This is a genomic window from Streptomyces sp. NPDC025638 (assembly GCF_055558775.1).
Genome location: NZ_JBVHLX010000007.1, coordinates 355,667 through 381,805, shown reverse-complemented (window position 1 = coordinate 381,805; position 26,139 = coordinate 355,667). Strand labels below are relative to the sequence as shown.

The following is a 26,139-nucleotide window of genomic DNA, read 5'->3' as shown; positions in this document are numbered from 1 at the left end:
CGTGCACAACCCGTTCACCCCCGTCGCCTCGGTCCCCGTGGACCCGCGCAGCGCCCGGGTCCACGAGGAGGGCTGGCAGTCCTGGAGCCCCAGCGGTGCCTACGCCCTCGACGCGACCCCGTACCGCCCGACGAACGACAACTGGGCGACCGTCTGCTACCGCCCCGGCCGCACCGTCCCCGCCGGGGTCTTCCAGGGCGAGGGCCTGCTCGCGCTCGACCCGGGCGACGGCGCCCCGGTCCGGCTGTGGGCGGGCGCCGACCCGCTCCTGGAGGTGCCGTCGATCAGGCTGACCGTCCGGGACGGTCACGCCGAGGTCGAGGCCGACGGACCGGTCAAGGAGTGGACGCACACCGGGATCCGGCCGGCGCTGGAGCGCTGGGCGGACGGCCTCGCGCTGCCCGCCCCGCGCCCGGCGCCGACGGTCTGGTGCTCCTGGTACGAGTACTTCACGGCCGTCACCGAGGACGACATCCACGAGAACCTGCGCGCGATGGACACCCTCGACCTGCCGATCGACGTCATGCAGATCGACGACGGCTACCAGAGCGCGCTCGGCGACTGGCTCACCCTCTCCGGCCGCTTCCGCTCCCGCGGGGGCATCGCGGACGCCATCCGGGCACGGGGCCGCCGGGCGGGCATCTGGACGGCCCCCTTCCTGGTCGCCCCGGACAGCGAACTCGCCGGAACGCACCCGGAGTGGCTGGTCCGCGACGGCGACGGCAACCCGCTGTCCGCCGGCCGCAACTGGGGCCACGACCTGTACGTCCTGGACACCACCCACCCGGCGGCGGCGGCCTGTCTGTACGACGTCTTCGTGACGCTGCGCGCGGAGGGCTACGACTACTTCAAGGTCGACTTCCTCTACGCGGGCGCCCTGGAGGGCGTACGGCACTCGGGGGCGGACGCGCTGACCGCGTACCGCAGGGGCATCGCCCTGATCCGCGAGGCCATCGGTGCCGACGCCTACCTGCTGGGCTGCGGCGCGCCGATCCTGCCCTCCATCGGCCTGTTCGACGCGATGCGGGTCAGCCCCGACACGGCCCCGCACCGGCGACCCCAGGCCGGTGACTACAGCCAGCCCGGCCAGGACCCGGCCGAGTTCACCGGTGCCGCCCGCCAGTGGCAGCACGGCCGGCTCTGGATCAACGACCCCGACTGCCTGATGGCCCGCCCGGCCGTGGAGACCCGTGAGCGCTGGGCCGCCCATGTGGAGGCCACCGGCGGGCTGATGGCCTCCAGCGACCGTCTGCTGTCCCTCGACCAGTGGGGCGTGAACACCACGCGCCGCCTTCTGACCTCGGCGGGAGCCACCCGATGAAGCGCACCCTGTCCGTCCCCGGCATCGCCTACGGCGGCGACTACAACCCCGAGCAGTGGCCCGAGGAGGTGTGGGCCGAGGACGTACGCCTCATGCGCGAGGCGGGCGTGAACATGGTCAGCGTCGGGATCTTCTCCTGGGCGCTGATGGAACCGTCCGAGGGCGCGTACGACTTCTCGCGCATGGACCGGATCCTCGGCCTGCTGCACGAGAACGGCATCGCCGCCGACCTGGCCACGCCGACCGCGGCCCCGCCCGCCTGGTTCTTCCGGGCCCACCCCGAGGCCCTGCCGGTCGACCGGGACGGCCGGACCCTCTCGTACGGCAGCCGCCAGACGTTCTGCCCCAGCAGCCCCGCCTACCGCGAGGCGACCCTGCGCATCACGGGCGCGCTCGCCGAGCGCTACGCCGACCACCCGGCCGTCGTGATGTGGCACGTGCACAACGAGTACGGCTGCCACAACGCGGCCTGCTACTGCGACACCAGCGCGGAGGCCTTCCGCCGCTGACTGCGGGCCCGGTACGGCGACGACCTGGCGGCCCTCAACCACGCCTGGGGCACGACGTTCTGGAGCCAGTGGTACTACGCCTGGGACGAGATCCTCCCGCCCCGGGCCACCGGTGCCGTGCCCAACCCCACACACCAGCTGGACTGGCGGCGCTTCTGCTCCGACGAGTTGCTGTCGCTGTACACGGCGGAGCGCGACGTCCTGCGGGCGGCGGCCCCGGCGATCCCCGCCACCACCAACTTCATGGTGATGCACAACTTCGACGCGCTGGACTACTGGCGCTGGGCGCCGGAGCTGGACGTGGTCTCCAACGACCACTACCTCATGTCCGCCGACCCCGAGTCGGAGATCGACGTGGCGCTCAGCGGCGATCTGATGCGCTCCCTGGCCGGCGGCCCCTGGCTGCTGATGGAGCACTCCACCGGTGCCGTCAACTGGCAGCCGGTCAACCGCGCCAAGCGCCCCGGCGAGCTGCGCCGGAACGCACTCGCCCATGTGGCGCACGGCGCGGACGGCATCGCCTACTTCCAGTGGCGGGCGGCGAAGGCGGGCGCCGAGCAGTGGCACTCGGCGATGCTGCCGCACTCCGGCACCGACAGCCGCATCTGGCGGGAGGTGGTCCGGCTCGGCGCGGATCTGAAGGCGCTGGCCGAGGTGCGCGGCAGCACGGGTACGGCCGAGGTCGCGATCGTCTGGGACTGGAACGCCCGCTGGGCCGTGGAACTGCCCTCCCAGCCGAGCGGTGAACTCCGCTACCTGGAGCTGGCGCGGGCCTGGTACGAGCCGCTGTGGCGCTCGGGCGTGGCCGTGGACTTCGTCCGCCCCGACGCCGACCTCTCCGCGTACCGCGTGGTCCTGGCCCCGAACCTCTACCTCGTCGACGACACGGGCGCGGCGAACCTCACGTCGTACGCCGAGCGCGGCGGCACGCTGGCCGTCGGCTTCCACAGCGGGGCGGTCGACGAGAACTGCCATGTGCGGCTGGGCGGTTACCCGGGCGCGTTCCGGGAGGTCCTGGGCGTGCGCACCGACGAGCTGTTCCCGCTCCTGCCGGGCGAGCCGGTCGGCCTGAGCGGCGCGGTGCCCGACGGCGCCTCGGGCACACTCTGGTCGGAACGGGTGCGGCTCGAAGGCGCCGAGGTGGTCGCGTCGTACGCGGACGGCCCGCTGGCCGGTGCCCCGGCCGTGACCCGGAACGCGCACGGCACGGGCACCGCCTGGTACGTGGCGACGCTCCCCGACCCGGACACCCTCGCCGGGCTCCTCGACCGCATCCGCGCCGAGGCGGGCGTCGCGCCGGTGCGCACCGCCCCGCCCGGGGTCGAGGTGGTCCTGCGGCGCGCCACCGACGCGGACTACCTGTTCGTCATCGACCACGTCGGTCGAGGCGCGGAGGTCCCGGTCGCGCCGGGCGCGACAGAGCTCCTGTCCGGCAAGGAGACCCTCGGCACGGTCACCGTCGCGCCCGGCGACATCGCCGTGGTCCGGGAGCCGCGGGCTCAGTGAGCCCCGTCCAGCCGGGCCCGCTGACCGGGCGTCAACTCCAGGTCCACGGCGGCGAGATTCTCGTCCAACTGCCCCACCGACGACGCCCCGACCAACGGGACGACCGGCAGCGGCCCGTTCAGCTGCCAGGCGAGTACCACCTGGCCCGGGGTCGCGCCGGTCTCCCGTGCCACCTCCCGCAGCGCGGCGAGGCGGGGCGGGGTGCCGGGGTGGTCGAAGTCGGCGTCCAGCGGTTTGTCCGCCCGGGTGTAGGCGCCCTTCAGCAAGGGTGAGTAGGCGACCAGGGTCAGTCCCGGTTCCGCGCGCAGGTAGTCCAGGAGCTGTGCGTCCGTGCCCCCCAGGCTGCCGTCCGGGAAGAGGTCGCTCGGTACGTCCGTGCGCGGTCGCAGGAGGCTGTGCTGGTACTGGAGCACCTCGTATCCGGGCAGACCCGCGGCGGCCGCCAGGGCCCGGGCCCGCTCGACCCGCCACACCGCGTGGTTGCTGACACCGAGCAGGCCGACGGTGCCCTCGGCGACCACCGCGGCGAACCCTTCGACGGTCTCCCGCAGCGGGACCGTCCGGTCCTCTATGTGCGCGTACAGCAGATCGAGCTTCGCCACCCCGAGGCGTTCCCGGCTCCGCTCGGCCGACTCGCGGATGACCTTGGCCGACAGCCCCTCCGGATGGTCGACATAGCTCGTGCCCGGGGCCAGCGGCCGGGCCCCGAGCTTGGTCGCGATGACGACCTCGTCGCCGATCCCGCGGCTGCGCCGCCAGCGGCCCAGCAGTTCCTCGCTCTGGCCTCCCTGGCTGCCGTCCTCCCAGAAGGCGTAGTTGTCGGACGTGTCGATGAAGTTCCCGCCGGCCTCGACATAGCGGTCGAGCACGGCGAAGGAGGTCTTCTCGTCCGTCCGCGACCCGAACAGCATCGCGCCGAGCGCGAGCACGCTCACCCTGCGACGGGTGGCCGGACCGGTCCCGATGGTGCGGTACTTCATGCCGCTGCTCCCTCCGTCCGCGCACCCGGGACATCGGGTGCGCGAACGGGAGTCTTCAGCTTGAAGCGCGCTTCAAGTCAAGAGGCGGCTCGGGTCACGACGCGGCGAACGGCCCGTCCAGCGCCGCCCATTGGAGGAGCATGATGGTCTTGGCGTCGGCGATCTCGCCGGTGCGGATCATCTCCAGGGCCCTGCGGAAGGGCAGTTCGAGGATCTCGATGTCCTCGCCCTCCTCGTCCAGTCCCCCGCCCTCGTGGGTGCGGGTGGAGGGGCCGTAGGCGGCCGCGTAGAAGCTGACGCGTTCGGTGACCGAGCCCGGGCTCATATAGACGTCGAAGACGTGCTCCACCGCGCCGACGGTGTGCCCGGTCTCCTCCACCGCCTCGCGTCTGACGGCGATCTCCGGGTGCTCGTCATCGTCGTCGAGCAGCCCGCCCGGCGTCTCCACCAGCATGCCGTCCGGGTGCCCGTTGACATACACCGGGAAGCGGAACTGCCGGGTGAGCAGCACGGTTTCGCGTTCCTTGTCGTACAGCAGCAGGGTGGCGCCGTTTCCCCGGTCGTGCGTCTCGCGCTGCTGGGTGCTCCAGGTCCCGTCGGCGCGCCGGATGTCGAAGGTGGTGGCACGTTCGACGTACCAGTGGCTGGACAGGAGCTTCACCTCCCGGACCTTGACCCGCGGATTGCGGCTCAGCTCCAGCCCGGTCCGGTCGAGTCCGGTACGGCCCCGGCGGTCCGGGATGTCGATGCCTTCGGTCGTCATGGTCACCTCTCTATCACCCGGGCCCGCGGTGCCTCGGCGACCATGGCCATCGGTGTGCCCGGTCAGTGGGCGACGCCCATCGTGCGCCGGATCGTCTCGGGACGGTCGAGCACCGACAGCATGTGATGGGCCACGTCGGCGCGGGAGATGCTGGTGCCACCGCGCAGGTTCTGTTCGAAGGCGGTGCGGTAGACGCCGGTGAGGGGCTTGTCGGTGAAACGGGGCGGGCGCGAGATCGTCCAGTCCAGACCGCTGTCGCGCACCAGGTCCTCCATGACGGCGAGGTCGGCGTAGTGCGCGCCGAACATGGTGCGGGCGAGCGGGGCGCCCAGGTGGCGCATGAAGAACCCGTCGCCCGGGTCGTGCTTCGGCGGGTTCGGCCGGGCCGGCGACGCCACGGTGCCGATCGGCGCCGCGCTGACGACCACGAGGCGCCGTACACCGGTCGCCCGCATCGCGGCCACGACAGCCTCCGCGCCGCGCGAGGTGATGCCCGCGTCGGCCCTGGGCCTGCGGGGCCCGAGTCCCGACAGGACGGCGTCCCGGCCGTCGACGGCGGACGCGAGCACGCCCGGGTCCGGCGCCGCCAGATCGGCCGTGACGACGCGCACCCGTCCGCCCCGCCCGGCCAGGTTCGCGGGGTTGCGTACGACGGCGGTGACGTCATGGCCCGCGGCGACGGCCTGTTCGAGAAGGTGGCGGCCGACGCCGCCGGTGGCCGCGAAGACGGTGAGCTTCATGGGTCGTTCCTCCTGGGCTTGGGTGAGTTCCCGGATCGCGCGATCCGACGTCGGTCCCGCGTCACGCGAGGCCCGTGAGCTTCTCCGGATTGGTCAGGAAGTAGATGCCGCACACCTGTTGGCCGTCCGGCGCCAGGTCGAGGACCAGTACGGCGAAGGGCGAGTCACCGCTGAACAGCAGCGCCGAGGGGTCGCCGTTGACCCGCCGGTAGCGGACGTCCAGGCCGCTCGGGGCCCGCTCGGTCCCCCTGGCCAGCACCTGGGCGACCTTCTCCCGGCCGTGCACAGGGCGCGGCCCCGCGGCGGTGGCCTTGCCCCCGCCGTCGGCCCACAGCGTCACGTCGGGCGCCAGGAGCCGCAGCAGCGTCTCCAGATCGCCGCCGGAGACCGCGGCCACGAACCGCTCGGTGACCTGCTGTCGCAGCCGCGGATCGGCCTGGTAGCGCGGGCGGCGGGCCTGCACGTGCTCGCGTGCGCGATGCGCGAGCTGGCGTACGGCCGCGGGGCTGCGCCCCAGAATCTCCGCGGTCTCGGTGTGGGCGTGGCCGAACACCTCGTGCAGGACGAACACCGCGCGCTCCAGCGGGGTGAGCGTCTCCAGGACGACCATGAGCGCCATCGACACCGACTCGGTGTGTTCGGCCGGGTCCACGAGGGGGGTGACCAGCGGCTCGGGCAGCCATGGACCGACATAGGTCTCACGGCGCCGGTCGATGGCGGCCTGCCGGGCGAGCGCCTTGTTAACCGCGATCCGGGCCAGATAGGCGCGCGGACTGTTGACCGGCTCCACGTCCCCCGACTCGCCCCTGGACGACCACGCCAGCCAGGTCTCCTGCAGCACATCCTCGGTGTCGGCGACGCTGCCGAGCATGTTGTAGACGATGGAGAACAGCAGCTCACGGTGTTGCACGAACACGTTGGTCGCCGCGTCCACGGCGCTTTGCCGGGCACTGCCCGCCGACGGGGTGTCGGACATCTTCGGACCTCCTGCGGTGTCTTGCTTCCAAGAGCAGCAGGAGGACCCGGAGTGTGACATCCGGAAGTGACGGCCGGCCCCAATGCATCGAGGCTCTGCTCGCCTCGGCGAACAGAGCCTCGATCATGTCGAACGGAGCCGAGCTCCGGTCGGGACGACAGGATTTGAACCTGCGACCCCTTGACCCCCAGTCAAGTGCGCTACCAAGCTGCGCCACGTCCCGGTGCGCTCACTCACGGTGACCCGTGTGATCGCGCGAACAGAACTTTACCGCACGTGGCGGGCCGCGCCGAAGGGGCACCGCGGGGGCGGTGGACAATCGGTCGTATGGGCAGCGCAGAGGCATCGCGGGGACGGCCGGTGGAGACCCGGGACCGGGACAGTGAGGGGCGCGCGCGGAACGCGAGGCCGCGGGACGGGCTCGGGCGGCCGTTGCCGTACGGCGCCGCCGGGGTGGAGCGGCAGCCCGAGGGGGTCCTGCGGACTCCCCGGGAGACGGTCTCGCAGGCGCAGACGCTGCTGGACGCGGGGAAGCCGTTCCACGCGCACGAGGTCTTCGAGGACGCCTGGAAGTCGGGTCCGCGGGACGAGCGCGCGCTGTGGCGGGGGCTGGCCCAACTGGCCGTGGGGCTCACGCACTCGGCCCGGGGCAATGTCACCGGTGGCGTACGGCTGCTGCGGCGCGGCGCGGGCGCCGTCGAGGAGTGGGCGGCGGAGCGCGGGGAGCGGCGGCCGTACGGGATGGATCTCGCCGGGCTCGTCGGCTGGGCACGAGGCCTTGCGGACGACGTGGAGCGGGATGCCGGTACCGCGGTCGACGCCGCGGCGCGGGCGCCCCGGCTGCGGGGGCACGGGGCGCCGTAGCGGGGCGTGTGGAGGCGGTGCACGCACTGTCAGTGGCATGCGGCAGACTCGGGGGCGTGCGAAAGATTCATGTCATCGGTATCGGTGCGGGCGACCCCGACCAGCTGACCCTGCAGGCGGTCAAGGCGCTGCGGAGCACCGACGTGTTCTTCCTCCTCGAAAAGGGCGAGGTGAAGAGCGATCTGACGCGGCTGCGCCGGGACATGCTGGACGCGCACATACCGGAGGGGTCGTACCGGCTGGTGGAGGCGCGCGACCCGGAGCGGGACCGGAGCGCCGGCGGTGCGGCGTACTCCCCGGCGGTCGGGGACTGGCGCAGCGCCCGCGCCGACATCTACGAGCGGCTGATCACCGAGGAACTCGGGGCGGACGAGAGCGGGGCCTTCCTGGTCTGGGGGGACCCTTCGCTGTACGACAGCACGCTCGGGATCCTCGATGAGGTGCTCGCGCGGGGTGCGGTGGACTTCGAGTACGACGTGGTGCCGGGCATCAGCAGCGTCTCGGCACTCGTCGCGCGGCACCGCACGGGACTGAACCGGGTGGCCCGGCCGGTGCAGATCACCACGGGGCGGCGGCTGGCCGAGGGGTTCCCGGAGGGGGTGGACGACGTGGTGGTGATGCTCGACGCGCACCAGACCTTCCGGCAGTACGCCGAGCAGGACATCGACATCTACTGGGGCGCGTACATCGGCACCCCGGACGAGATCCTCGTCTCCGGTCCCCTCGCCGAGGCCGGTCCGCGCATCGAGCGGGTGCGCGCCGAGGCGCGTGAGCGCAAGGGCTGGATCATGGACACGTATCTGCTGCGCAGGCACCCCGGGGAAGACTGACCGGCACTCCCCGGTCACGGCGGTTCGAGGCCGAGCCTCTCCAGTGCGGCCGCCACGTCGGGGACCGCGGTCACGCCGGGCGGGAGCGGGGGGCGTTGTACGACGACCACGGGCAGGCCGAGTTCGCGCGCGGCCGTCAGTTTGGCGGCCGTCGCCTCTCCCCCGCTGTCCTTGGTGACCAGCACGTCGATGCGGTGCGCCCGCAGCAGCGTCAGCTCGTCGGCCACCGTGAACGGCCCGCGGGCCAGGATCACTTCGGCGTCGGGCGGCATCGGCGGCTCGGGCGGCTCCACGGACCGTACGACGAAGTGCAGGTCCGTCAGCCGGGCGAAGGCCGCGAGGCCCAGGCGGCCGGTGGTGAGGAACACCCGCCGGCCGAGGCCGGGCAGCGCGTCGGCGGCCGCGGCCAGGGACGGGACCGGGTGCCGACGGTCGCCGGGTGCGGGCCGCCAGCCGGGGCGGCGCAGGACCACCAGGGGCAGCCCGGTGGCCCGCGCGGCCCGTGCCGCGTTCGCGGTGATCGACGCGGCGAAGGGGTGCGTGGCGTCCACGACCGCGTCCGCCCGATGCTCGCGCAGCCAGTCCGCCAGCCCCTCCGCACCGCCGAAGCCACCGATCCGTACGTCCCCCTCCACTGCCCCGGGGCGGGCCACCCGGCCGGCCAGCGAGGTGGTGACCCGGACACCGGGGCGGGCCACGAGGCCTGCGGCCAGCCGGCGGGCCTCGGTGGTGCCGCCGAGGATCAGGATGTGCGGGGACATGGCAGCGAGCGTACGACGCCGGTTCGGGTCGGGTGACACTCGGTGGGAGGGGGCCCGCCCGCTCGGGAGGCGATGTCGTACGGTCCGGTGCGCCGCCCGGATCGCTATCGTCCAGGCATGGAATCCGTGCGTGCCGTGCTGATCGACATCGACGGGGTGCTCACCGTCTCGTGGCAGCCGCTGCCGGGGACGGTGGAGGCGTTGCGGGAGATCCGTGCGGCCGGGTTCGGGGTCGCGCTGGTCACCAACACCACTTCCCGTACGCGCGCGTCGATCGCCGGGACGCTGTCGGAGGCCGGGTTCGAGGTGCGGGCCGAGGACGTCCTCACCGCGCCCTCGGTCACCGCGGCCCATCTGGCCGAGCGCTTTCCCGGCGCCCGGTGCGCCCTGCTCAACAGCGGGGACATCGCGGAGGACCTCGCCGGCATCACCCTGGTCGACGGGGACACCGTCCCGGACGTGGTCGTGGTCGGCGGCGCGGGGCCCGAGTTCGGCTACACGGCGCTCAACCGGGCCTTCGGGCAGCTGCAGCGGGGTGCGCGGCTGGTGGCCATGCACCGCAATCTGTACTGGCGGACGGACGAGGGGCTGCAGTTGGACACGGGAGCGTTCCTGGTCGGGCTGGAGAAGGCGGCACGGGTCGAGGCGGAGATCACGGGCAAGCCCTCGCCGGCGTTCTTCGGGGCGGCGCTGGCCCGGCTGGGGGTGCGTGCGGACCAGGCCCTGATGGTCGGCGACGACATCGAGTTCGACGTCCTGGCGGCACAGCGCGCCGGGATCACCGGTGTCCTGGTGAAGACCGGCAAGTACCTGCCGGAGACCCACGAGAGGGCGAGCGGCACCCCGGACCACGTCCTGGACTCGTTCGCGGACCTGCCCGCGCTGCTGAACCTAACGCAGTAGCAGCTGAGCGCCGCCCACGACGGTCGCCGCGATCACCAGTTGCTCGAACAGCCGCTGGTTGATCCTGTTCACAGCCCAAGTGCCGAACAACGCCCCGGGTACGACGAACACCGCGAGCGCGGCGTCAAGGAGCAGCGAGCGGCCGTCGATCAGGCCGAGTCCTGCGCTGAAGGGCACCTTGGACACGTTCACGATCAGGAAGAAGAAGGCCGAGGTGCCGAGGAAGCCCAGCTTCCGGAAGCCCGCGGACAGCAGGTACATCGACATCACCGGGCCGCCCGCGTTGGCGACCATCGTGGTGAAGCCGCCGAGGACGCCGTAGGAACGGGCCTTGACCCGGCCGGCCCGGGTGACGACCGAGTCCGGCTCCTCGTCCGCGTCGGCCCGGCGCCGCCGCCACACCGTGACCGCGGCCATCAGCAGCAGGATCGCGCCGATGGAGGTCCGTACGATCCCGTCGTCGGCCCACACGAGGAACAGCGTGCCGAACACCACGCCGGCCGCCACCGCCGGGAACAGCCGCCACAGCGTGGGCCAGTGGGCGTGCCGGCGGTAGGTGGCGACGGCGAGCAGGTCGCCCGCGATCAGCACGGGGAGCAGGACGCCGGTGGAGGCGCGGGCGGGCAGGACGGCCGCGAAGACGGCGAGGCTGACCGTGTTGGCCCCGCTGACGGCGGTCTTGGAGAAGCCGACGAGCAGCGCCGCGAAGGCGAGGGCGGCGAACTCCCAGCCGGTTATGTGCCAGAGCGTCATCGTGTTCATGCGGGCACCGATGCTATGCGCACGCATGTGCCGGTGTAAGCGGTGTCTCGGCTGGTGATCGTGGTACCGACGGGCGCTGCGAAGCGCCGCCGCTCAGTGCCTCTCCACCAGCACCGCGCTCCCCTGCCCCACGCCCACGCACATGGTCGCCAGCCCGCGCTCCGCTCCGGTGCGCCGCATGCGGTGGAGCAGGGTGGTGAGGATGCGGGCGCCGGAGCAGCCCAGCGGATGGCCGAGGGCGATCGCGCCGCCGGTCGGGTTGACCAGCTCCGGGTCGATGCCGAGCTGGTCGACGCAGGCGAGGGCCTGGGCGGCGAACGCCTCGTTGAACTCGGCCTCCTGGAGGTCGCCGGTCTCCCAGCCCGCGCGGGCGAGCGCCTTGCGGGTGGCGGGCACCGGGCCGATGCCCATCACATCGGGGTGGACACCGGCCGAGGCACCGGCGACGTACCGGCCCAGCGACTCCAGCCCCAGCTCGTTCAGGGCCTCCTCGCTGACCAGCAGCAGTCCGGCCGCGCCGTCGTTCATCGGCGAGGCGTTGCCCGCGGTGACCGTCCCGCCGGCGCGGAAGACCGGCTTCAGCCGGGCGAGCTTCTCGTACGAGGTGTCCTCGCGGACGCACTCGTCGCTGTCGACGACGATGCCGTCCGGGCGCTCGACGGGCAGGAGTTCGTCGTCGAAGTGGCCGTTCTTCCGCGCTGCGGCGGCGAGTTGGTGGCTGCGCAGGGCGAACTCGTCCTGCCGCTGGCGTGTGATGCCGTAGCGCTCGGCGACCTCCTCGGCGGTCTCGCCCATGGACAGCAGGCCGTGGAGCTCCTTCATCGCGGGGTTGACCAGGCGCCAGCCGAGGCGGGTGTCGACGGTCTCGATGCGGTGCGGCAGGGCCTCGTCGGGGCGGGGCAGGACGAAGGGGGCGCGGCTCATGGACTCGGAGCCGCCGGCGATCACGATGTCGGCCTCGCCCGCGGCGACGGTGCGGGCGGCGGTGGTGACCGCCTCCAGGCCGGAGGCGCAGAGCCGGTTGACGGTGGCGCCGGGTACGGATTCGGGCAGTCCGGCGAGCAGCGCGGCCATCCGGGCGATATTGCGGTTGTCCTCGCCCGCCTGGTTGGCTGCACCCCAGTAGACGTCGTCGATGCGGGCCGGGTCGAGCGCGGGCACCTCGGCGACCAGGTGACGGATCACCGTCGCCGCCAGGTCGTCGGGCCGGACCGGGGACAGGGCGCCGCGCAGCTTGCCGATGGGGGTGCGGCGGGCGGCCGCGAAGTGGACGGGACGCACGACAGGACTCCTGACCGACGACGTTGTCGAACCAAGTCGAATTAATTAGCACTGCTAGTTTTGAACTATAGACCTCGGACCGGCCCCCTGGGAAGATCCTCGGGCACCTTCACCGAGGCAGCCGGAGGAGACATGGCCGACACGCGGGAGCACGTCCTCACCGGGACCCGCGGCACGATCAGCGCACGCGAGTGGCCCCACCCGCGGCCCCGGTACATCGCCCTGGTGGTGCACGGGTACGGTGAGCACGCGGGCCGCTACGACGCACTCGCCGACGTCCTGACCGGGCACGGGGCGGTGGTCTACGGTCCCGATCACATCGGCCACGGCAGGTCGGCGGGCGAACGCGCGGTGATCGAGGACTTCGAGGACGTGGTCACCGATGTGCACGCCGTGGCCGGCCTGGCCCGCACCGCGAACCCGGGCCTGCCGGTCGTCGTGATCGGCCACTCCATGGGCGGCCTGATCGCGGCCCGCTACGCCCAGCGGTACGGCGACGAGCTCGCCGCGCTCGTGCTGTCCGGCCCGGTCATCGGCGTCTGGGAGCTGCCGGGGCGGTTGCTCGCGCTCGACGAGATCCCGGACACCCCCATCAGCCCGGGCGCGCTCTCCCGCGACCCGGCGGTGGGTGCCGCGTACACCGCCGATCCGCTGGTCTGGCACGGTCCGATGAAGCGCCCGACGCTGGAGGCGTTCGTACGGACCCTGGAGACCGTCGCCAAGGGCGGCGACGCCGGCCCGCTCCCGCTGCTGTGGCTGCACGGCGACGACGACCGGCTGGTACCTCTGCCCGGCAGCCGGATCGGCGTGGAGCGGTTGAGCGGCGGCCGATGGACCGAGCGGATCTACGCCGGGGCGCGGCACGAGGTCTTCAACGAGACGAACCGCGCGGAGGTCTTCGCGGACCTGACATCGTTCCTGGACGGCGTGCCGACGGCCTGATCCCGGACGGTCCGCCGCCCGAGAACGTGCGGCGGGGCGTCGCCGCGCATGCCGCCGGCGGGGTGACCCTGGTGGCCCGCTCGCGGGGCGAATTCGGCCGCTTCTTCAAGGGACTCGACCTGATGGCCCCGGGGATCGTCTCCGTGACGGACCGGCGACCCGAGACGCCGTGCCGAGGAGGAGCCGGTCTCGCTGTACGGGGGCGTCGCTCTCAAGCCCGGCCGGTGACGGGGTGGCACGGCGGCTCGCCGCCCCGCTTCACGACACCCGGATGACGATCTTCCCGCGCCGGTTGCCGTGTTCCAGCGCGGCATAGGCCTGCGGGGTCTCCTCCAGCGGGACCACCCGGTCCACGCGCGGGGTCAGTTTCCGGTCCTTGACGAGCCGGGACAGTTCCTCCAGCCCCGTCCGGTCCGGCTCCACCACGAAGAACACGCCGCCCGCCCTGGTCGGGTCCGGCGGGGAGACGATGCTCACCAGTACGCCGCCGGGCCGCAGCACCAGCCAGGAACGGTCCTGGGTGTCACCGCCGACCGTGTCGAGGACCAGGTCCACGTCCTCGACGAACGCCTCGAAGCGCCCGGCCCGATGGTCGACGACCTCATCGGCGCCCAGTTCCCGGACGAAGTCCGCGGTCTCGGCGGTGGCCGTGGCGACGACCCGGGCTCCCAGGGCGGCCGCGACCTGCACCGCGATCGACCCGACACCGCCCGCGCCGCCGTGCACCAGGACGTGCGCGCCGGGACGCACACCGCCATGGGTGACCAGCGCCTGCCACGCCGTGAGCCCGGCGAGCGGCAGTGCGGCCGCCCGGTCGTGATCGAGCCTCCGCGGCTTGGCGGCGAGCACGGCCGCCGGAACCGTGGTGAACTCGGCGGCCGCCCCGTCCCGGGTGAACGGGATCAGCCCGTACACCTCGTCCCCCGGGCCCCAGTCCGTCACCCCGGGGCCCGCCGCGACGACGACCCCGGACACCTCCTTCGACGGCACGATGGGCACCCGTGGGCTTCCGCTGCCGTCGAGGGCGTCCGTCCAGGTGGCGTCCCAGTCCAGCTCGCCCCTGGTGATCGAGGCGGACCGCACCGCCACCAGCACCTCACCCGCGCGGGGCACGGGGCGCGGTGCGTCCTCGTACGTCAGCTCCTGCGGGCCACCGCGCCGGTGACCCCGTACCGCGTGCATCGTGTCCATCCCGACCTCCGGATCCGCGGTCTCCAGACTGCCCACGCGGCACGCCGGTCCGCATCCTCGGTGACCCGCGGTCAGGTCGCCGGTCCCCAGCCGCCGGCGTGCCGGGGAACCGGCTCAGTGGCCGGACATCCCCAGCACCCGGGCGATCGTGCGCAGCACCCCGTTGTCGTTATTGGACGGGGCCAGATGGCGGGCCCGGCCGACCACCTCCGGGTGGGCGTTGGCCATGGCGAAGGACCACTCGGCGGCGTCGAGCATCTCCAGGTCGTTGAGGTAGTCGCCGAACACCATGGTCTGCGCCGGAGTGACGCCGAGTTCGCGCTGCAGGCCGCGCAGGGCGGCGCCCTTGTTGGCGGTGCGGTTCATGACGTCGACCCAGTGCTCGCCGGAGACGACGACCTGGTGCGTGTCCGCGAAGGCCGACAGGGCGGGCGCCGTGGTCCGCTCGGCCCGGCCGAAGTCGAACAGGGCCACCTTGATCACATCGTCGTCGACCGCGGTGACGTCCTCGACGACGCGGTGCTCGACGTAGTACTTGCGCACCTCGGCCAGAAAGGGCTCGTCGGTGCGCTCCACATACGCGGACCGCTTGCCGCAGACGACGGCGCCCACGTCCACCCCGTCCGCCACCAGCCGCCGTACGGACCGGGCGAGGCCGGCGGCGACGGCGGGCGCCAGCGGGTCCGAGCTCAGCTCCACCCCGTCGCGCACCACATAGGTGCCGTTCTCCGCGATGAACACCATGCCGTCGGCCACATCGGCGAACTGCCGTGCCAGCGTGGCGTACTGACGGCCGCTCGCCGGGCTGAACAGCACACCGCGCCGGCGCAGTTCGGCCAGCATGGGCCACAGCCCCTCCGGGATCCGCTTGGCGTCGTCGAGGAGCGTGCCGTCCATGTCGGTGACGATCAGCCGGATGCCGGCGGGGTCGGCGGGCAGGTCGGGAGCGGCAAGGAGGGACGCGGGGGAGGCGGGCATGTCCTGCTTCCGGTCGGGGACGGACGTACTCGAACCAGTGTTCCTCATGCGTCGGGTGGTCCCGGACCCGCCCGCTGCACCGATTCCCGGGACATGACGATCAACGGACGGCACAATGGCGGCGGACAGCCGCGCAGGACGAAGGGCAGCGACGTGACCGAGAAGCACCCGGCAAAGGGTGGAGCGGCGAGGCTGAACACCACCGTGGCGCACAACGCGCGGGTCTGGAACTACTGGATCGGCGGCAAGGACCACTACGAGGTCGACCAGCGGGTCGGCGAGCACGTCGCCGGGATGTTCCCGGTGATCCGGGCGGTGGCGCGCGCGGACCGCGACTTCCTGGGCCGCGCGGTGCGGCTCCTGGCCGGTGAGCGCGGAGTACGGCAGTTCCTCGACATCGGCACCGGTCTGCCGACCGTCGACAACACGCACGAGATAGCACAGCGGATCGCACCCGAGTCCCGGATCGTGTACGTCGACAACGACCCGATCGTGCTCATGCACGCCCGGACGCTGCTGACCAGCACCCCCGAGGGCGTCACCGACTACATCGACGCGGATGTCCACGACCCGGACAGCATCGTCCAGAACGCCGCCGAGACCCTCGACCTGACCCGGCCCGTCGCGGTGATGATGCTGGGCATCCTCAACTTCGTGCTCGACACCGACAAGGCGCGGGACATCGTGCACCGGGTCATGGCGGCGGTCCCCTCGGGGAGTTTCGTCGTCCTCACACACCCCACCTTCGACGCCGACCTCGGCGGCGAGGGCAACATCGCCGCGATGAAGTTCTGGAACGAGAACGCCACCCCGCCGATCACCGCCCGTACCCGCGCCGAGATCGACGGCTTCCTCGACGGCCTCGACCTGCTGGAGCCGGGACTGGTGCCGTGCTCCCAGTGGCGCGCCGGGACCGACTCCGCCGCCGCGGTACCGCAGTTCGGCGCGGTGGCCGCAAAACCCTGACCACGAACGGGCGACGCCGAGCCCGTCGAGGAGGACCATGACCACCCTTGTCGACCCCGTGCCCGGCGGACGTCCGGGCGATGTCGCGCGGGCCGGCGCGCTCGCCGCGGAGCTGGCCGAGCGGGGCGTGCGCGGAGTCGTGCTGGCCTATGTGGACACCGCGGGCATCGGCCGGGTGAAGACCGTCCCGACGGCACGGCTCGCCACGGCGGCGGCCTGGGGCATCGGGATGTCCCCCGTCTTCGACACGTTCCTGGCCGACGACTCCATCGTCACGACCGACGTCCTCGGCTCCCCGGACGGCGATCTGCGCCTCTACCCGGACCTCGACGGACTGGTCGAGCTGGCCGGGCAGCCCGGCTGGGCCTGGGCCCCCGTCGACCGCATCACCCAGGAGGGCGAACGCCACCCCGGATGCAGCCGCACCTTCCTGCGCCGCCTTGTCGCGGACGCCGAGGAGCGGCTGGGGTTCACCTTTCGCGCGGGCATCGAGATCGAGTGGTCGGTCGGTCTCGGATCGGCGCCCGACGGGGAGTTCGTCCCGGCGGTGTCCGGCCCGGCCTACGGCGCGACCCGGCAGGTCGAGTTGAGCGACTACGCCGCCGACCTGCTCGCGGCCTGCGCCGCGCAGGGCGTGGACGTGGAGCAGATCCATCCCGAGTACGCGCCCGGCCAGTTCGAGCTGTCGGCCGGTGCGCTGGACCCGGTGGCGGCGGCCGACCGGAGCATGCTGGTGCGGCAGACCGTCCGCGCGGTGTCGCAGCGGCACGGCCTGCGCGTGTCCTTCGCCCCGGCCGTGTCCGCCGAGGGGGTCGGCAACGGTGGCCACATCCATCTCTCCTGTCTGCGCGACGGGGTGAATCTGCACGCCGGGGGCGCGGGCCGGTACGGCATGACGGCCGAGGCCGAGTCGTTCGTGGCCGGGGTGCTCGCCCGGCTGCCCGCGCTGACGGCCGTGACCGCCCCGAGTCCGGCCAGCTATCTGCGGCTCAGGCCCTCCCAGTGGGCCGGGGTGTTCACCGCCTGGGGCCGGGAGACGCGCGAGGCGGCGCTGCGGGTGGTCACCGGTACGGTCGGCCGCCAGGAAGAGTCGGCGAACCTGGAGGTCAAACCGGTCGACCTGGCCGCCAACCCCTATCTCGCCCTGGGCTGCGTCATCGCCGCCGGGCTCGACGGGGTGGCGTCGGCCGCGCCCCTGCCCGAGGAGATCACCGGGGACCCGGCACGGTTCGGAGCCGAGGAGGCGGCGGCCCGGGGCGTGCACCGGCTGCCGGTCTCGCTGAAGGAGGCGGTGGAACGGTTCCGCGGGGACGAGGTGCTGCGTGCCGCGCTGGGCCCGGTCCTCGCCGACGCGGTGAGCGCCGTACGCCTCGGGGAGGCCGCCGCCGTCGAGGGTCTCGACGACGCGCAGCTGGCGGCCGCCTACCGCTGGAAGTACTGACGATGGCCGCGTCCGGACCGGTCCGGGAGGCGCTCGCCGGTCTGCCGCTGGTGGACCACCACTGCCACGGCGCCGTCATGGCCGACCTCGACCCGCCGGAGTTCGAATCGCTGATCACCGAGGGCGAGGTGTGGCCCGGCAGCGGGATCTCGCCTTTCGACAGCCCCGTCGGCGTGGCCGTACGGCGGCACTGCGCACCCCTGCTGGACCTGCCCCGGCATGCGCCCGCCGCCGACTATCTCGCCCGGCGGTCCGCCCTGGGCTGGCGCGAGGTCAACCGGCGGTTCCTGACGGCGGCGGGGGCCGAGGCGTTCTGCGTGGACACGGGCTATGCCCCGCATCCGGTCACCGGCCCGGCGGAGCTGGCGCAGGCCGCGGGCGGTGCGGCGTACGAGGTCGTACGGCTGGAGGGGGTGGCCGAGGCGGTCCTCGCGCGGGGTGTCGAGGCGGGCGAGTACGCGCGTGTGTTCCGGGCGGCCGCGGAGGACGCCGTACGGCGTCCGGGTGTGGTGGCGGTGAAGTCGGTGGCCGCCTACCGCACCGGCTTCGGCCTGGACCCCGCGAGACCGGCGGACGCGGAGGTGACACGAGCGGCCCGGCACACACTCGAATCCGGCACCGGCCGCCTGGCCGACCCGGCCCTGGTACGGCATCTGCTGTGGACCGCCGTGGACCTCGGACTGCCGCTCCAGCTCCACACCGGACTCGGCGACAACGACATCCGGCTGCACCGCTCCGACCCGGCCCTGCTGACGGACTGGCTGCATCTGACGAGCGGTACGATCCCGGTGCTGTTCCTGCACTGCTGGCCCTACCAGCGGCAGGCCGCCTATCTGGCGGCCGTGTTCGAGCACGTGTACCTCGACGTCGGCCTCGCCCTCCACTTCACGGGACCGGCCCGGTCCCGGGCGATCCTGGAGGAGGCCCTGGAGATCACCCCGTTCCGCAAACTCCTGTACAGCTCCGACGCCTACGGTGTGGCCGAATTCCACCACCTCGGCGCGCTGTCCTTCCGGCAGGGGCTGGCGGCGCTGCTCCAGGACCGGGTGGACGCCGACGAGCTGAGCCTGCCCGATGCCCTGCTGATCGCCGCCTGGACGGGGCGTGACAACGCCCGCCGCCTGTACGGACTGCCCGCATCCGCCCACGGCCGCGACTGAGCGCGCGCCCCCACCCGGAAAGTATGATCAAGCAATGTCTGACTTGACCGAAACCACGCCCGGCTGGCTGTCCACGGACGAGCTGGAAATGGCCCGCGCCCGTATGCCGATCCTGTACGTCGAGGCCGTGCCCGTGCGCGTCGACGACAGCGGCGAAGTCACCAGCATCGGAGTGCTGCTCCGCATCGGGCCGGACGGAACGGTCAGCCGGACCCTGGTCTCCGGCCGTGTCCTGCACCACGAACGGGTCCGCGACGCCCTGTTGCGTCATCTGGAGAAGGACCTCGGCCCGGTGGCCCTGCCCCGGGTCCCGCCCTCCCTGCAGCCCTTCACGGTCGCCGAGTACTTCCCGACCCTGGGCGTCACCCCGTACCACGATCCGCGCCAGCACGCGGTGTCCCTCGCCTACGTCGTGCCCGTGACCGGCGACTGCCGGCCCCGGCAGGACGCCCTGGACCTGGTGTGGTTCACCCCGCAGGAGGCCGTCTCGGCGGCGGTCCAGAGCGAGATGCCGGGCGGCCACGGCGTGCTGCTGAAGCAGGCCCTCGCGCATGTGGGCCACGTGGCCTGAGCCGGCTCAGGCGCGCGACCCGTGCGCCGCGGCGAACGCGTCGGCGGCCGCGAGGTCGAAGTCGCCATGGTCGCTGCCGAGTCCCTGGGCCACCAGCGCCGCCGCGGCACAGCCCAGCACGGCGGACTCGCGGGGTGTACGGCCCAGACCCACACCGCGCAGGAAGCCGGCCGAGAAGGCGTCACCGCATCCGGTGGTGTCGACGACGTCGATCGCGAAGGCGGGGACCGTTTCGGCGCCCTCCTCGGTGACCAGGAGCGCGCCGTCGCCGCCCCGCGTGACCGCGACGAGGCCGGCACCGGCGCCGAGGAATTTCTTCGCGCCCGCGACCAGTTCCTCCTCACCGGAGAAGCCCAGGACCTGTTCGTCGTTGGGCAGCAGGTGGTCCACGTACGGCAGGGCCGCCGCGATCTGCTCGAAGCTGCCGAGGACACCGGGGGCGAGCAGGTCCACGGAGGTGACGACGCCGTGCTCCTTGGCGTGCGCCAGGATGCGCGCGGCGACGTCGACCCCGATCAGTTCGGGGCCGCCGAGGTGCAGATGGGTGGCTTCGGCGATCGCGTCCCAGGGGACGTCGTCGAGTCCGTAGGTGATGTTGGCGCCGAGCAGATGCAGCGAGGGCCGGTCGCCGTTCGGGCGGATGGGCAGGACGCTCGCCGAGGTGGGGGTGTCCGCGCGGCGGACGAGGAACCCGGTGTCGATGCCCGCCCGGCCCAGCAGCTGGACCAGCATGTCCCCGGTGGGGTCGGTGCCGATGGCGCCCGCGCTGCGCACCGAGGCGCCCAGCTTGGCCAGGGTGAGCGCGGTCCCGCCGGCGGTGCCGGCGGCGGTCATCCGGATGTCCTCCACCAGGGTCGCGCCCTGGCCCTCGGGTATGGCCTCCACCGGCCGCACCAGCACGTCCAGCACATGTACGCCCAGCGTGACGACCTTCATCGGTTTCCCTCCTGCGCGGGTGGTACGGACTGGGTGGTGCCGTAGTTGCGTGCGATCGCGGCCTCGACCACCGCGAGCTGCTGCTGTTCGTCCAGGACAAGGGGAGTGCCGAGGGCGGCCGCGTGCTGGTAGACACCGCAGGCCCACTCCAGCAGCAGGGCGTTCTCGACCGCCTTGTCGAGCGTCGGGCCGTGAGTGAGCGCCCCGTGGCTGGCCATCAGCGCGGCGCTGCGGCCCTCCAGCGCCCCGAGCACCGACTCGGCGAGTTCCGGGGTGCCGAACGTGGCGTACGGGGCCACCCGGACGCTGCCGCCGAGGGCGAGCAACTGGTAGTGGATGCAGGGAAGTTCGTCCAGGACGCAGGACAGGGCGGTGGCCATCGGGGCGTGGGTGTGGACGACCGCGCCGGCGCCGTAGCGCCGGTAGACGCCGAGGTGCAGCTCCAGTTCGGAGGTCGGCCGCAGGGTCCCGGCCACGACCTTCCCGTCCAGGTCGACCACGCTCACCTGACCGGCGGTCAACTGGGCGAGCACCGCTCCGGTGGCGGTGACCGCGACCCGCTCCCCCACCCGCACACTGACGTTTCCGGCCGTACCGATCAGCAGTCCCGCCGCACCCAGACGGCGGCAGGCGTCCGCGACGGCGGCTCTCTCCCGGCCCAGCGCGGAGCTTGAGTCCGTCATGTCCGCGACGCTAACGTAAACCTGAAACAAAGTCACGTTCAGCTTCGGAGGCCATGCGTGGGCGAACCGACCACGGACACCGACCGGGCCGGTGGTGGTGTCACCCCGCTGCGCCGCACTCCCCGGCAGGCGCGCAGCAAGGCCCGCCTGGCCCGGGTGCTGGAGGCTGCCGAGCGGGTGCTGGTGTCCGAGGGCGTCGAGGCGCTGACCACCACGCGCGTCGCGGCGGAGGCGCAGGTGTCGGTCGGCTCGCTGTACCAGTACCTGCCCGACCGCGACGCGATCATCGACGCCCTGGCGGGCGGATACTTCGCCCGGCTCGAAGCGGTCATGGAGGACGTCGCCCGGGCCGCGGCCGACGAGCGCTGGGACGACCCGGTCGGCGTGCTGATCGACGCCTGTGCCGCGGTCTACCGCACCGAACACGGCTTCCGGGCGCTGTGGTTCGGCAGCGGTCTGACCGAGCGGACCCGGGCGGCGGACCGCGAGCACAAGCGCCGGATGGCCGACGGGGTCCGCCGCGTTCTGCTGGCGCTCGGCCTGGCCGAGGACGACGAGGCCCTGGGCCGGGCCTGCCACGCCGCGTTCCTGGCCGCCGACGCACTCGCCCAGGAGGCGTTCCGCCGCGACCCCGAGGGCGACGCCGCCCTGCTCGGCGAGGCGAAGACCATGCTGCGGGGTTACCTCGTCGAGGTCACCGGGCGCTACCGGCGCCCCGCACGCGCCGCGACGGCCGATGTCAGCCGGGCCGACTGAACGGGCACTCCCAGTCCGGTGGGACGATACGGCCGGAGTACTGCCGCGCTTCGGAAATCACTCCGTGCTCCGCCAGCATGGGATTCACATCGCCCTGGAGTTCCCTCTCCTTGGCCCGTATCTTCGTCTGCATTCCCTGATACACGCCGGTGCGTTTCAATTCGGCGAATTGACGGTGCGAATTGAAGACCAGGGCCGGCCGGGCAAAGCGCCTGGAGACGCGCGACGCCCCCGGGTGCAGCCCTATGACGAAAAAGGGGTGGCCGCCGAAGCTGAACCCGAAGTCGGGGCTGCGCGGATCGTCCGAGACGTCAGGGGCCCAGACGTGGTCGGTGCGATCCGCTTCGTGGAGTGCGCGCAACTGCCGCCAGAGCAGTTGCTCGAACGTCTCCTCGTCCGGGTCCGGGGGATCGCACTCGGTGAAGATCGCGGCGAAGGAATGGAAGCGTCCGTCCGTGCTCAGCGGGCCGGTGATGAACCGCCCCAGGTCCGACGCCAGTTCGGGCAGGCACTCGGCACTGCCCAGAGCGGGGTAGACACCGGTCACCAGTTCCCCGCGGTGCAGGCCCGCCCGCGCTCCCAGGCAGGTGAACCCGTCGCTCCGCAGCCACTCGGTGAACAGCTCGACCGCGTCTTCGGCACCCTCGTGGCCCGGTGCGGTCGGCGCTGTCACTGTCCGCTCCAGCCACGGTCGCCGAGCGCCCGCAGCACGGCTTCTCTGCGGCGCCGCCGTTCTTCACGGACCGGGCCCGCGTCCGCCCCGGCGAACTCGGCCCGCACGGTGAGCGAGAGTTGACCGGCGGGCACCCGCCCGCCCCGCAACAGATCCTTCACCGTGACCCGTGCGCGTTCGGTGCGGCCCGCCTCGGCGACCACCCGCAGCACATCCCCCGCCGACACCGCCTCGGGCACCACGACGGTGACGTTGAACGCGGGCAGGGGCAGCGGCTCCGGCACCCGCACCGCCACCGGAACCGGCGCGAGACCGCCGAGCGCCGTGAGATCGAGTTCGGCGCAGAACAGGCGCTCACCCGGCGCGTCCAGCAGGGCCGCGTTCTCCTCGGAGAGCAGCCCGGCCCGGCCCACCGTGCCGCCCTGGAAGCGCACCGTGAAAGAGGCACCGGCCACGAAGCCGGCATACGGCTGGGGGGTCAGCTCCGGCGCTTCCTGGCCCACCGCGCCCGCCGCCGCCCGCAGAAGGCCGGTCAGATCGGCGAAGCCCACGGTCCGCGGCCGGGGTTCGACCAGTGACGCGGGCGTCGAGGCACCGCTCAGGACGACGGCGAACCGCCAGGTCTCGTCGCGTGGCGTGGCGGACAGCGGGACCTGACCGAGTTCGAAGACCTGGGCGGCGCCGGTCTGGTGCAGTGAGCGGCCGGCGACGCCGAGGAGGCCCGGCAGCAGGGAGCCGCGCACCCTCATGTCGCGCAGCCCGGCACGCCCGCGCACGGCGATGGGCTCCGCGCCGGGTGCCACTCCGAGCCGGGTGAGCGGCTCCGACGGCCTGAGCAGCACGGGCGTCACGACCTGCTGCAACCCCCGGCGCAGGGCGGTGTTGGTGAGTGCGTCGCGCAGCAGGCGTTCCCGGTCCGGCCAGGGTCCCGCCGAGGAGGGCGGCAGCCGGCGGGGCACGGTCCGGTAGCCGCGCACGCGGGCCGCCTCACCGGCCAGCGCGGCGACGCAGTCGAGGTCCGGGCGCGCGGCGCCGACGGTGACATGCAGCAGGTCGCCCTCCGCACGGACGGCCGCGCCCCCTGCCGTCAGCAGGGTGGTCACCGTCGTACGGTCCAGCTCCGGGTCCACCAGGCGGCACAGTTCACCGGCGTCCACCCGCAGGACGCGCGGGGCGGGGGCCGGCCTGCCGGCGCGGCCGGCTGCCACCACGGTGCCGCCCGCCCACTCGGTGACGAGCTCGCCCAGACGGGCCACCGCGCGATCGGGCGCCTCCGGGTCGTGTCCCCGTACGCCGCGCTCTGCGACCGCGTCCGGCTCGGGTCCTGCCCCGTGCGCTCGGCGGGCCGCCTCCGGGGCGAGCCACCACGCCCAGACCAGCGTCTCGCGGCCGTCGGCCGGGACGGGCTCCGGCGGCGGGTCCCAGCCGAGGACCGCCGGTGTCTCGTCGCCCGCGGACAGCACCCAGGTGCCGGGGGGCCGGGGCTGGGGGCCGGACGGAAGCCGGTGGGTGAGTGATTCGGTGGTGCTCACGGTGCGCAGTCGCAGGGCCGTGAGGTCGAGTGTCCGCGCGTCGGCCGCGCCGAGGGGCTGACCGGTTTCCAGCGCGACATACGCGATGAGATCGGCGACGGTCCCGGTGAGCCGCACCCCCGCCGCACGCAGCAGGTCGGCCGCGTCGTCGGGCAGGCGGACGGGGCCCGGCAGGCGGACGACGGCTGCCGCCACCCGGCCCGGTACCTGCTCGTCCGCCGTCATCGCGAGCCCGTCCGGCAGCCGCGGCGAGCGCACGGGCGAAGACGGTGTGCCTCCGTGGCGCGCGCGGATCTCGGCCGCCAGGCCGCGTACGGAAGCCAGATGGGCGAGTTCGGGCGGCGGCTCCACGTCCACCAAGCGGTCGTCGGCAAGGGCGGCACGCGCCCCGCTCGCACGGAGGCCGTCCAACAGCTCCTCCGGGTCGACGGGGCCGCCGCACTCCCGCTCCAGCCAGGCCAGGGGGATTCTCACGGTCGGTCAACTCCCTTCTCGGACGGCCCGGCCGGCAGGTAGGCGTGCTCGAACTGCTCCAGCAGGCGCATGTCGTTGACCAGCAGTTCCCGGATGTCGGTCAGCCCGTGGCTGAGCCTGAGCAGGCGCTCGACGGAACAGCCGAAGCTCAGACCGGTCACCCGGTGCGGGTCGTAGCCCCCGGCGGTGAGCACCTCGGCACGCAGGAGGCCGCCGGCGCCGATCTCGACGTGCCCGCGTCCCTCGCACTCGTCGCAGCCGGGACCGCAGCGCGGGCAGGCCACCTCCACCGCGAACCCCGGCGCGGCGAAGGGGTAGCCGCCGCGCCGGACCCGCCAGGGGTGGCCCGGTCCGAACAGACCGGACACCAGTCGGTCGAAGAGCCCCATCAGCTCCGGCAGGCCCACGTCCGGCTGGACCACCAGGCCGTCGATCTGGGTGAACTGCGAGCCGGAGTAGGGGGAGGAGAGTTCGTTGCGGAAGCAAGTGCCGACGAGCAGGGCCCGCAGCGGTCCGGGGGCGGCGGCGCGCATGGCCCGCGGGCCGCCGGAGGTCGCGTGCGTACGCAGCACCACGTCGGGTGCGGGCAAGAGGCTCAGCCGGGTCCGGGTGGGGTGGTCGGGCGGATAGCCGAGGACGTCGAAGTTGTCCCGGACCGACTCCAGCAGCGGCAGTTGGACCAGGTCGAAGCCGAGCGGTACGAACAGGACACCGATCCGGTCCACCAGTGCCGCCACCGGATGGGGCCGCCCGGTGCGCGGTCCGGCCGGCGGCAGACCGGGATCGCAGCGGGCGTCGGCCACCGCCGGGGTCAGGACGGTGGGTGCCAGTCCGTCCGGCATCGTGTCAGCTCGCCTTGCGGTAGACGCCGATGTGGTTCTCCGAGTAGGTGTCGTAGGGCACGTTGCCCCAGTCCCCCCAGCGTTCGCTGAGTTCCAGGCCGGCGATGCGGGCCATGAGGTCGAGCTCGGAGGGCCAGGTGTAGCGCAGGAAGGCGGGGTAGAGCTTGATGCCCTCCTCGCGGATCTCGATGTGGTTCTCCTTGATGTGCTGGGTGGCCCGGTCGAAGGTGTCGGCCTCGATGCGTACGTGGTCGAGCCCGACGTCGTACACATGGGCGCGCCCGTTGAAGTGGAAGCGGGTGGGGTCGGGTACGAACGTCTCGACCACGAACAGCCCGCCGGGCTCCAGGTGGGCGGCCACCGACTCGAAGCACTGGATCTGCTCTTCCTGGGTCTGCAGCGCGTACAGCGAGTTGAGCAGCAGGAAGATGAGGGAGTAGCGGCGCTCCGAGGTGAAGTCGGCGATGTTGCCGATCGACACCTCGATGGCCTCGCCGCCGGGCTTGCCGCGCATCACCTCGACGATCTCCGGGGAGGCGTCGAGCCCGTCCAGGGGCACGCCGAGTTGGGCGAGGGGCAGGGCGACCCGGCCGGTGCCGATGGCCAGTTCGAGGGCCCGGCCGCTGCCCGCGCGCTTGGCCAGGAACTCGACGGCCCCCTCGGGCTGCGGCCAGTCGATGTGGTCGTACACGTTCTTCCAGCGGGGGCCGTACGTCTCGGGCTTCCACTCGGTCATGGCGGGTGCCTCTCTCGTGGTCGGTGGTGAGGGGGTTCGGGTGGTCGGTGCGGGGCGGGGCG

At 73.0% G+C, this 26,139-nt stretch carries 26 protein-coding genes, 1 tRNA gene and 1 pseudogene; 12 read left to right on the top strand and 16 right to left on the bottom strand.

What is annotated here, in order from left to right; translation table 11 throughout:
* The first annotated feature begins 1 nt into the window (after position 1).
* The gene (locus ACZ4EG_RS20785) at positions 2 to 1,321 is read left to right on the top strand and encodes a glycoside hydrolase family 36 protein (RefSeq protein WP_467791622.1); all 1,320 of its coding nucleotides are present in this window, start codon (positions 2 to 4) and stop codon (positions 1,319 to 1,321) included.
* Positions 1,318 to 3,336 (top strand): annotated as a pseudogene (locus tag ACZ4EG_RS20780) (beta-galactosidase). The gene ACZ4EG_RS20785 and the pseudogene ACZ4EG_RS20780 overlap by 4 nt, the downstream one beginning before the upstream one ends.
* Here ACZ4EG_RS20780 and ACZ4EG_RS20775 read toward each other — a convergent pair.
* The 5 genes from ACZ4EG_RS20775 to ACZ4EG_RS20755 all read right to left on the bottom strand — a co-directional run bounded on the left by ACZ4EG_RS20775 (position 3,330) and on the right by ACZ4EG_RS20755 (position 7,018).
* Positions 3,330 to 4,316, bottom strand: coding sequence for an aldo/keto reductase (locus ACZ4EG_RS20775; RefSeq protein ID WP_467791621.1), 987 nt, complete (start codon positions 4,314 to 4,316; stop codon positions 3,330 to 3,332). The pseudogene ACZ4EG_RS20780 and the gene ACZ4EG_RS20775 sit on opposite strands and share 7 nt — an antisense overlap.
* A 94-nt stretch (positions 4,317 to 4,410) precedes the next feature.
* Entirely contained in the window at positions 4,411 to 5,079 is a 669-nt protein-coding gene (locus ACZ4EG_RS20770) for an NUDIX domain-containing protein (protein ID WP_453545563.1), read from the bottom strand.
* A gap of 62 nt (positions 5,080 to 5,141) precedes the next feature.
* Positions 5,142 to 5,819, bottom strand: a complete 678-nt coding sequence (locus ACZ4EG_RS20765) for an NAD(P)-dependent oxidoreductase (protein ID WP_467791620.1) — start codon at positions 5,817 to 5,819, stop codon at positions 5,142 to 5,144.
* A 61-nt stretch (positions 5,820 to 5,880) separates the two neighbouring features.
* Positions 5,881 to 6,795, bottom strand: coding sequence for an RNA polymerase sigma factor SigJ (sigJ, locus tag ACZ4EG_RS20760; protein WP_467791619.1), 915 nt, complete (start codon positions 6,793 to 6,795; stop codon positions 5,881 to 5,883).
* A 149-nt stretch (positions 6,796 to 6,944) separates the two neighbouring features.
* Positions 6,945 to 7,018 (bottom strand) — tRNA-Pro (locus ACZ4EG_RS20755).
* A 104-nt stretch (positions 7,019 to 7,122) separates the two neighbouring features.
* Here ACZ4EG_RS20755 and ACZ4EG_RS20750 point away from each other — a divergent pair.
* Positions 7,123 to 7,659: a DUF309 domain-containing protein gene (locus ACZ4EG_RS20750; protein ID WP_467791618.1), complete on the top strand. Its 537-nt coding sequence runs from the start codon at positions 7,123 to 7,125 to the stop codon at positions 7,657 to 7,659.
* A 56-nt stretch (positions 7,660 to 7,715) separates the two neighbouring features.
* Positions 7,716 to 8,489, top strand: coding sequence for a precorrin-6A synthase (deacetylating) (gene cobF / locus ACZ4EG_RS20745; RefSeq protein WP_467791617.1), 774 nt, complete (start codon positions 7,716 to 7,718; stop codon positions 8,487 to 8,489).
* A gap of 14 nt (positions 8,490 to 8,503) precedes the next feature.
* Here the strand turns inward: cobF and ACZ4EG_RS20740 are convergent, their stop codons facing one another.
* A complete protein-coding gene (locus ACZ4EG_RS20740) occupies positions 8,504 to 9,250 on the bottom strand; it encodes a cobalt-precorrin-6A reductase (protein ID WP_453545553.1) in 747 nt (248 codons plus the stop codon).
* Between the two features lie 117 nt (positions 9,251 to 9,367).
* Here ACZ4EG_RS20740 and ACZ4EG_RS20735 point away from each other — a divergent pair, with 117 nt between their 5' ends.
* Positions 9,368 to 10,153 (top strand): HAD-IIA family hydrolase, encoded by a 786-nt coding sequence (locus ACZ4EG_RS20735; RefSeq protein ID WP_467791616.1) that lies wholly within the window; start codon positions 9,368 to 9,370, stop codon positions 10,151 to 10,153.
* Here ACZ4EG_RS20735 and ACZ4EG_RS20730 read toward each other — a convergent pair.
* Together ACZ4EG_RS20730 and ACZ4EG_RS20725 are read right to left on the bottom strand one after the other, a co-directional pair.
* The gene (locus ACZ4EG_RS20730) at positions 10,142 to 10,915 is read right to left on the bottom strand and encodes a sulfite exporter TauE/SafE family protein (RefSeq protein ID WP_363298542.1); all 774 of its coding nucleotides are present in this window, start codon (positions 10,913 to 10,915) and stop codon (positions 10,142 to 10,144) included. The genes ACZ4EG_RS20735 and ACZ4EG_RS20730 overlap by 12 nt on opposite strands.
* Before the next feature lie 93 nt (positions 10,916 to 11,008).
* Entirely contained in the window at positions 11,009 to 12,196 is a 1,188-nt protein-coding gene (locus ACZ4EG_RS20725) for a thiolase family protein (protein WP_453545547.1), read from the bottom strand.
* 132 nt (positions 12,197 to 12,328) lie between these two features.
* On the opposite strand from ACZ4EG_RS20725, the gene ACZ4EG_RS20720 reads away from it, so the two are divergent.
* Positions 12,329 to 13,138 carry an alpha/beta hydrolase gene (locus ACZ4EG_RS20720; RefSeq protein WP_467791615.1) on the top strand — a complete coding sequence of 270 codons (810 nt, stop codon included), beginning with the start codon at positions 12,329 to 12,331 and terminating at the stop codon, positions 13,136 to 13,138.
* Positions 13,027 to 13,413, top strand: a complete 387-nt coding sequence (locus tag ACZ4EG_RS20715) for an SAM-dependent methyltransferase (RefSeq protein ID WP_467791614.1) — start codon at positions 13,027 to 13,029, stop codon at positions 13,411 to 13,413. The genes ACZ4EG_RS20720 and ACZ4EG_RS20715 overlap by 112 nt, the downstream gene beginning before the upstream one ends.
* Here the strand turns inward: ACZ4EG_RS20715 and ACZ4EG_RS20710 are convergent.
* A complete protein-coding gene (locus tag ACZ4EG_RS20710) occupies positions 13,397 to 14,329 on the bottom strand; it encodes an NADP-dependent oxidoreductase (RefSeq protein WP_467791613.1) in 933 nt (310 codons plus the stop codon). The genes ACZ4EG_RS20715 and ACZ4EG_RS20710 overlap by 17 nt on opposite strands.
* A gap of 114 nt (positions 14,330 to 14,443) precedes the next feature.
* Positions 14,444 to 15,307 (bottom strand): Cof-type HAD-IIB family hydrolase, encoded by an 864-nt coding sequence (locus tag ACZ4EG_RS20705; protein ID WP_467791679.1) that lies wholly within the window; start codon positions 15,305 to 15,307, stop codon positions 14,444 to 14,446.
* 93 nt (positions 15,308 to 15,400) lie between these two features.
* Here ACZ4EG_RS20705 and ACZ4EG_RS20700 point away from each other — a divergent pair, with 93 nt between their 5' ends.
* The 4 genes from ACZ4EG_RS20700 to ACZ4EG_RS20685 are packed head-to-tail and all read left to right on the top strand — an operon-like array spanning position 15,401 to position 19,445.
* The gene (locus tag ACZ4EG_RS20700) at positions 15,401 to 16,273 is read left to right on the top strand and encodes an SAM-dependent methyltransferase (protein WP_467791612.1); all 873 of its coding nucleotides are present in this window, start codon (positions 15,401 to 15,403) and stop codon (positions 16,271 to 16,273) included.
* Positions 16,274 to 16,310: 37 nt separating this feature from the next.
* Positions 16,311 to 17,714 carry a type I glutamate--ammonia ligase gene (locus ACZ4EG_RS20695; RefSeq protein ID WP_467791611.1) on the top strand — a complete coding sequence of 468 codons (1,404 nt, stop codon included), beginning with the start codon at positions 16,311 to 16,313 and terminating at the stop codon, positions 17,712 to 17,714.
* A 2-nt stretch (positions 17,715 to 17,716) separates the two neighbouring features.
* Positions 17,717 to 18,874 carry an amidohydrolase family protein gene (locus ACZ4EG_RS20690; RefSeq protein ID WP_467791610.1) on the top strand — a complete coding sequence of 386 codons (1,158 nt, stop codon included), beginning with the start codon at positions 17,717 to 17,719 and terminating at the stop codon, positions 18,872 to 18,874.
* Between the two features lie 34 nt (positions 18,875 to 18,908).
* Positions 18,909 to 19,445: an NUDIX hydrolase family protein gene (locus ACZ4EG_RS20685; RefSeq protein WP_453545536.1), complete on the top strand. Its 537-nt coding sequence runs from the start codon at positions 18,909 to 18,911 to the stop codon at positions 19,443 to 19,445.
* A 6-nt stretch (positions 19,446 to 19,451) separates the two neighbouring features.
* Here the strand turns inward: ACZ4EG_RS20685 and ACZ4EG_RS20680 are convergent, their stop codons facing one another.
* Positions 19,452 to 20,381, bottom strand: a complete 930-nt coding sequence (locus ACZ4EG_RS20680; protein WP_467791609.1) for a carbohydrate kinase family protein — start codon at positions 20,379 to 20,381, stop codon at positions 19,452 to 19,454.
* Entirely contained in the window at positions 20,378 to 21,064 is a 687-nt protein-coding gene (locus tag ACZ4EG_RS20675) for a class II aldolase/adducin family protein (RefSeq protein WP_467791608.1), read from the bottom strand. Before ACZ4EG_RS20675 ends, ACZ4EG_RS20680 begins: the two co-directional genes overlap by 4 nt.
* A 57-nt stretch (positions 21,065 to 21,121) precedes the next feature.
* Between ACZ4EG_RS20675 and ACZ4EG_RS20670 the strand changes: the two genes are divergently transcribed.
* A complete protein-coding gene (locus ACZ4EG_RS20670; RefSeq protein WP_453545531.1) occupies positions 21,122 to 21,820 on the top strand; it encodes a TetR/AcrR family transcriptional regulator in 699 nt (232 codons plus the stop codon).
* Here ACZ4EG_RS20670 and gntA read toward each other — a convergent pair.
* From gntA to ACZ4EG_RS20650, 4 genes are read right to left on the bottom strand one after another with little or no spacing between them, the layout of a single operon-like run.
* Entirely contained in the window at positions 21,804 to 22,493 is a 690-nt protein-coding gene (gene gntA / locus ACZ4EG_RS20665; protein WP_467791607.1) for a guanitoxin biosynthesis heme-dependent pre-guanitoxin N-hydroxylase GntA, read from the bottom strand. The genes ACZ4EG_RS20670 and gntA overlap by 17 nt on opposite strands.
* Positions 22,490 to 24,499 carry a phenylalanine--tRNA ligase beta subunit-related protein gene (locus ACZ4EG_RS20660; RefSeq protein ID WP_467791606.1) on the bottom strand — a complete coding sequence of 670 codons (2,010 nt, stop codon included), beginning with the start codon at positions 24,497 to 24,499 and terminating at the stop codon, positions 22,490 to 22,492. The genes gntA and ACZ4EG_RS20660 overlap by 4 nt, the downstream gene beginning before the upstream one ends.
* Positions 24,496 to 25,341, bottom strand: coding sequence for a tRNA ligase subunit PheS family protein (locus ACZ4EG_RS20655; RefSeq protein WP_467791605.1), 846 nt, complete (start codon positions 25,339 to 25,341; stop codon positions 24,496 to 24,498). Before ACZ4EG_RS20655 ends, ACZ4EG_RS20660 begins: the two co-directional genes overlap by 4 nt.
* 4 nt (positions 25,342 to 25,345) lie before the next feature.
* Positions 25,346 to 26,077, bottom strand: coding sequence for a class I SAM-dependent DNA methyltransferase (locus tag ACZ4EG_RS20650; RefSeq protein WP_467791604.1), 732 nt, complete (start codon positions 26,075 to 26,077; stop codon positions 25,346 to 25,348).
* Between the last annotated feature and the right edge of the window lie 62 nt (positions 26,078 to 26,139).

What these genes read in the sequence shown, in the direction of transcription:
- ACZ4EG_RS20775 (WP_467791621.1), bottom strand. Translation starts at nt 4,316, where the DNA reads ATGAAGTACCGCACCATCGGGACCGGTCCGGCCACCCGTCGCAGGGTG.
- ACZ4EG_RS20770 (WP_453545563.1), bottom strand. Translation starts at nt 5,079, where the DNA reads ATGACGACCGAAGGCATCGACATCCCGGACCGCCGGGGCCGTACCGGA.
- ACZ4EG_RS20765 (WP_467791620.1), bottom strand. Translation starts at nt 5,819, where the DNA reads ATGAAGCTCACCGTCTTCGCGGCCACCGGCGGCGTCGGCCGCCACCTT.
- sigJ (WP_467791619.1), bottom strand. Translation starts at nt 6,795, where the DNA reads ATGTCCGACACCCCGTCGGCGGGCAGTGCCCGGCAAAGCGCCGTGGAC.
- ACZ4EG_RS20750 (WP_467791618.1), top strand. Translation starts at nt 7,123, where the DNA reads ATGGGCAGCGCAGAGGCATCGCGGGGACGGCCGGTGGAGACCCGGGAC.
- ACZ4EG_RS20740 (WP_453545553.1), bottom strand. Translation starts at nt 9,250, where the DNA reads ATGTCCCCGCACATCCTGATCCTCGGCGGCACCACCGAGGCCCGCCGG.
- ACZ4EG_RS20735 (WP_467791616.1), top strand. Translation starts at nt 9,368, where the DNA reads ATGGAATCCGTGCGTGCCGTGCTGATCGACATCGACGGGGTGCTCACC.
- ACZ4EG_RS20730 (WP_363298542.1), bottom strand. Translation starts at nt 10,915, where the DNA reads ATGAACACGATGACGCTCTGGCACATAACCGGCTGGGAGTTCGCCGCC.
- ACZ4EG_RS20720 (WP_467791615.1), top strand. Translation starts at nt 12,329, where the DNA reads ATGGCCGACACGCGGGAGCACGTCCTCACCGGGACCCGCGGCACGATC.
- ACZ4EG_RS20715 (WP_467791614.1), top strand. Translation starts at nt 13,027, where the DNA reads ATGGACCGAGCGGATCTACGCCGGGGCGCGGCACGAGGTCTTCAACGA.
- ACZ4EG_RS20710 (WP_467791613.1), bottom strand. Translation starts at nt 14,329, where the DNA reads ATGGACACGATGCACGCGGTACGGGGTCACCGGCGCGGTGGCCCGCAG.
- ACZ4EG_RS20705 (WP_467791679.1), bottom strand. Translation starts at nt 15,307, where the DNA reads ATGCCCGCCTCCCCCGCGTCCCTCCTTGCCGCTCCCGACCTGCCCGCC.
- ACZ4EG_RS20700 (WP_467791612.1), top strand. Translation starts at nt 15,401, where the DNA reads ATGACGATCAACGGACGGCACAATGGCGGCGGACAGCCGCGCAGGACG.
- ACZ4EG_RS20695 (WP_467791611.1), top strand. Translation starts at nt 16,311, where the DNA reads ATGACCACCCTTGTCGACCCCGTGCCCGGCGGACGTCCGGGCGATGTC.
- ACZ4EG_RS20690 (WP_467791610.1), top strand. Translation starts at nt 17,717, where the DNA reads ATGGCCGCGTCCGGACCGGTCCGGGAGGCGCTCGCCGGTCTGCCGCTG.
- ACZ4EG_RS20685 (WP_453545536.1), top strand. Translation starts at nt 18,909, where the DNA reads ATGTCTGACTTGACCGAAACCACGCCCGGCTGGCTGTCCACGGACGAG.
- ACZ4EG_RS20680 (WP_467791609.1), bottom strand. Translation starts at nt 20,381, where the DNA reads ATGAAGGTCGTCACGCTGGGCGTACATGTGCTGGACGTGCTGGTGCGG.
- ACZ4EG_RS20675 (WP_467791608.1), bottom strand. Translation starts at nt 21,064, where the DNA reads ATGACGGACTCAAGCTCCGCGCTGGGCCGGGAGAGAGCCGCCGTCGCG.
- ACZ4EG_RS20655 (WP_467791605.1), bottom strand. Translation starts at nt 25,341, where the DNA reads ATGCCGGACGGACTGGCACCCACCGTCCTGACCCCGGCGGTGGCCGAC.
- ACZ4EG_RS20650 (WP_467791604.1), bottom strand. Translation starts at nt 26,077, where the DNA reads ATGACCGAGTGGAAGCCCGAGACGTACGGCCCCCGCTGGAAGAACGTG.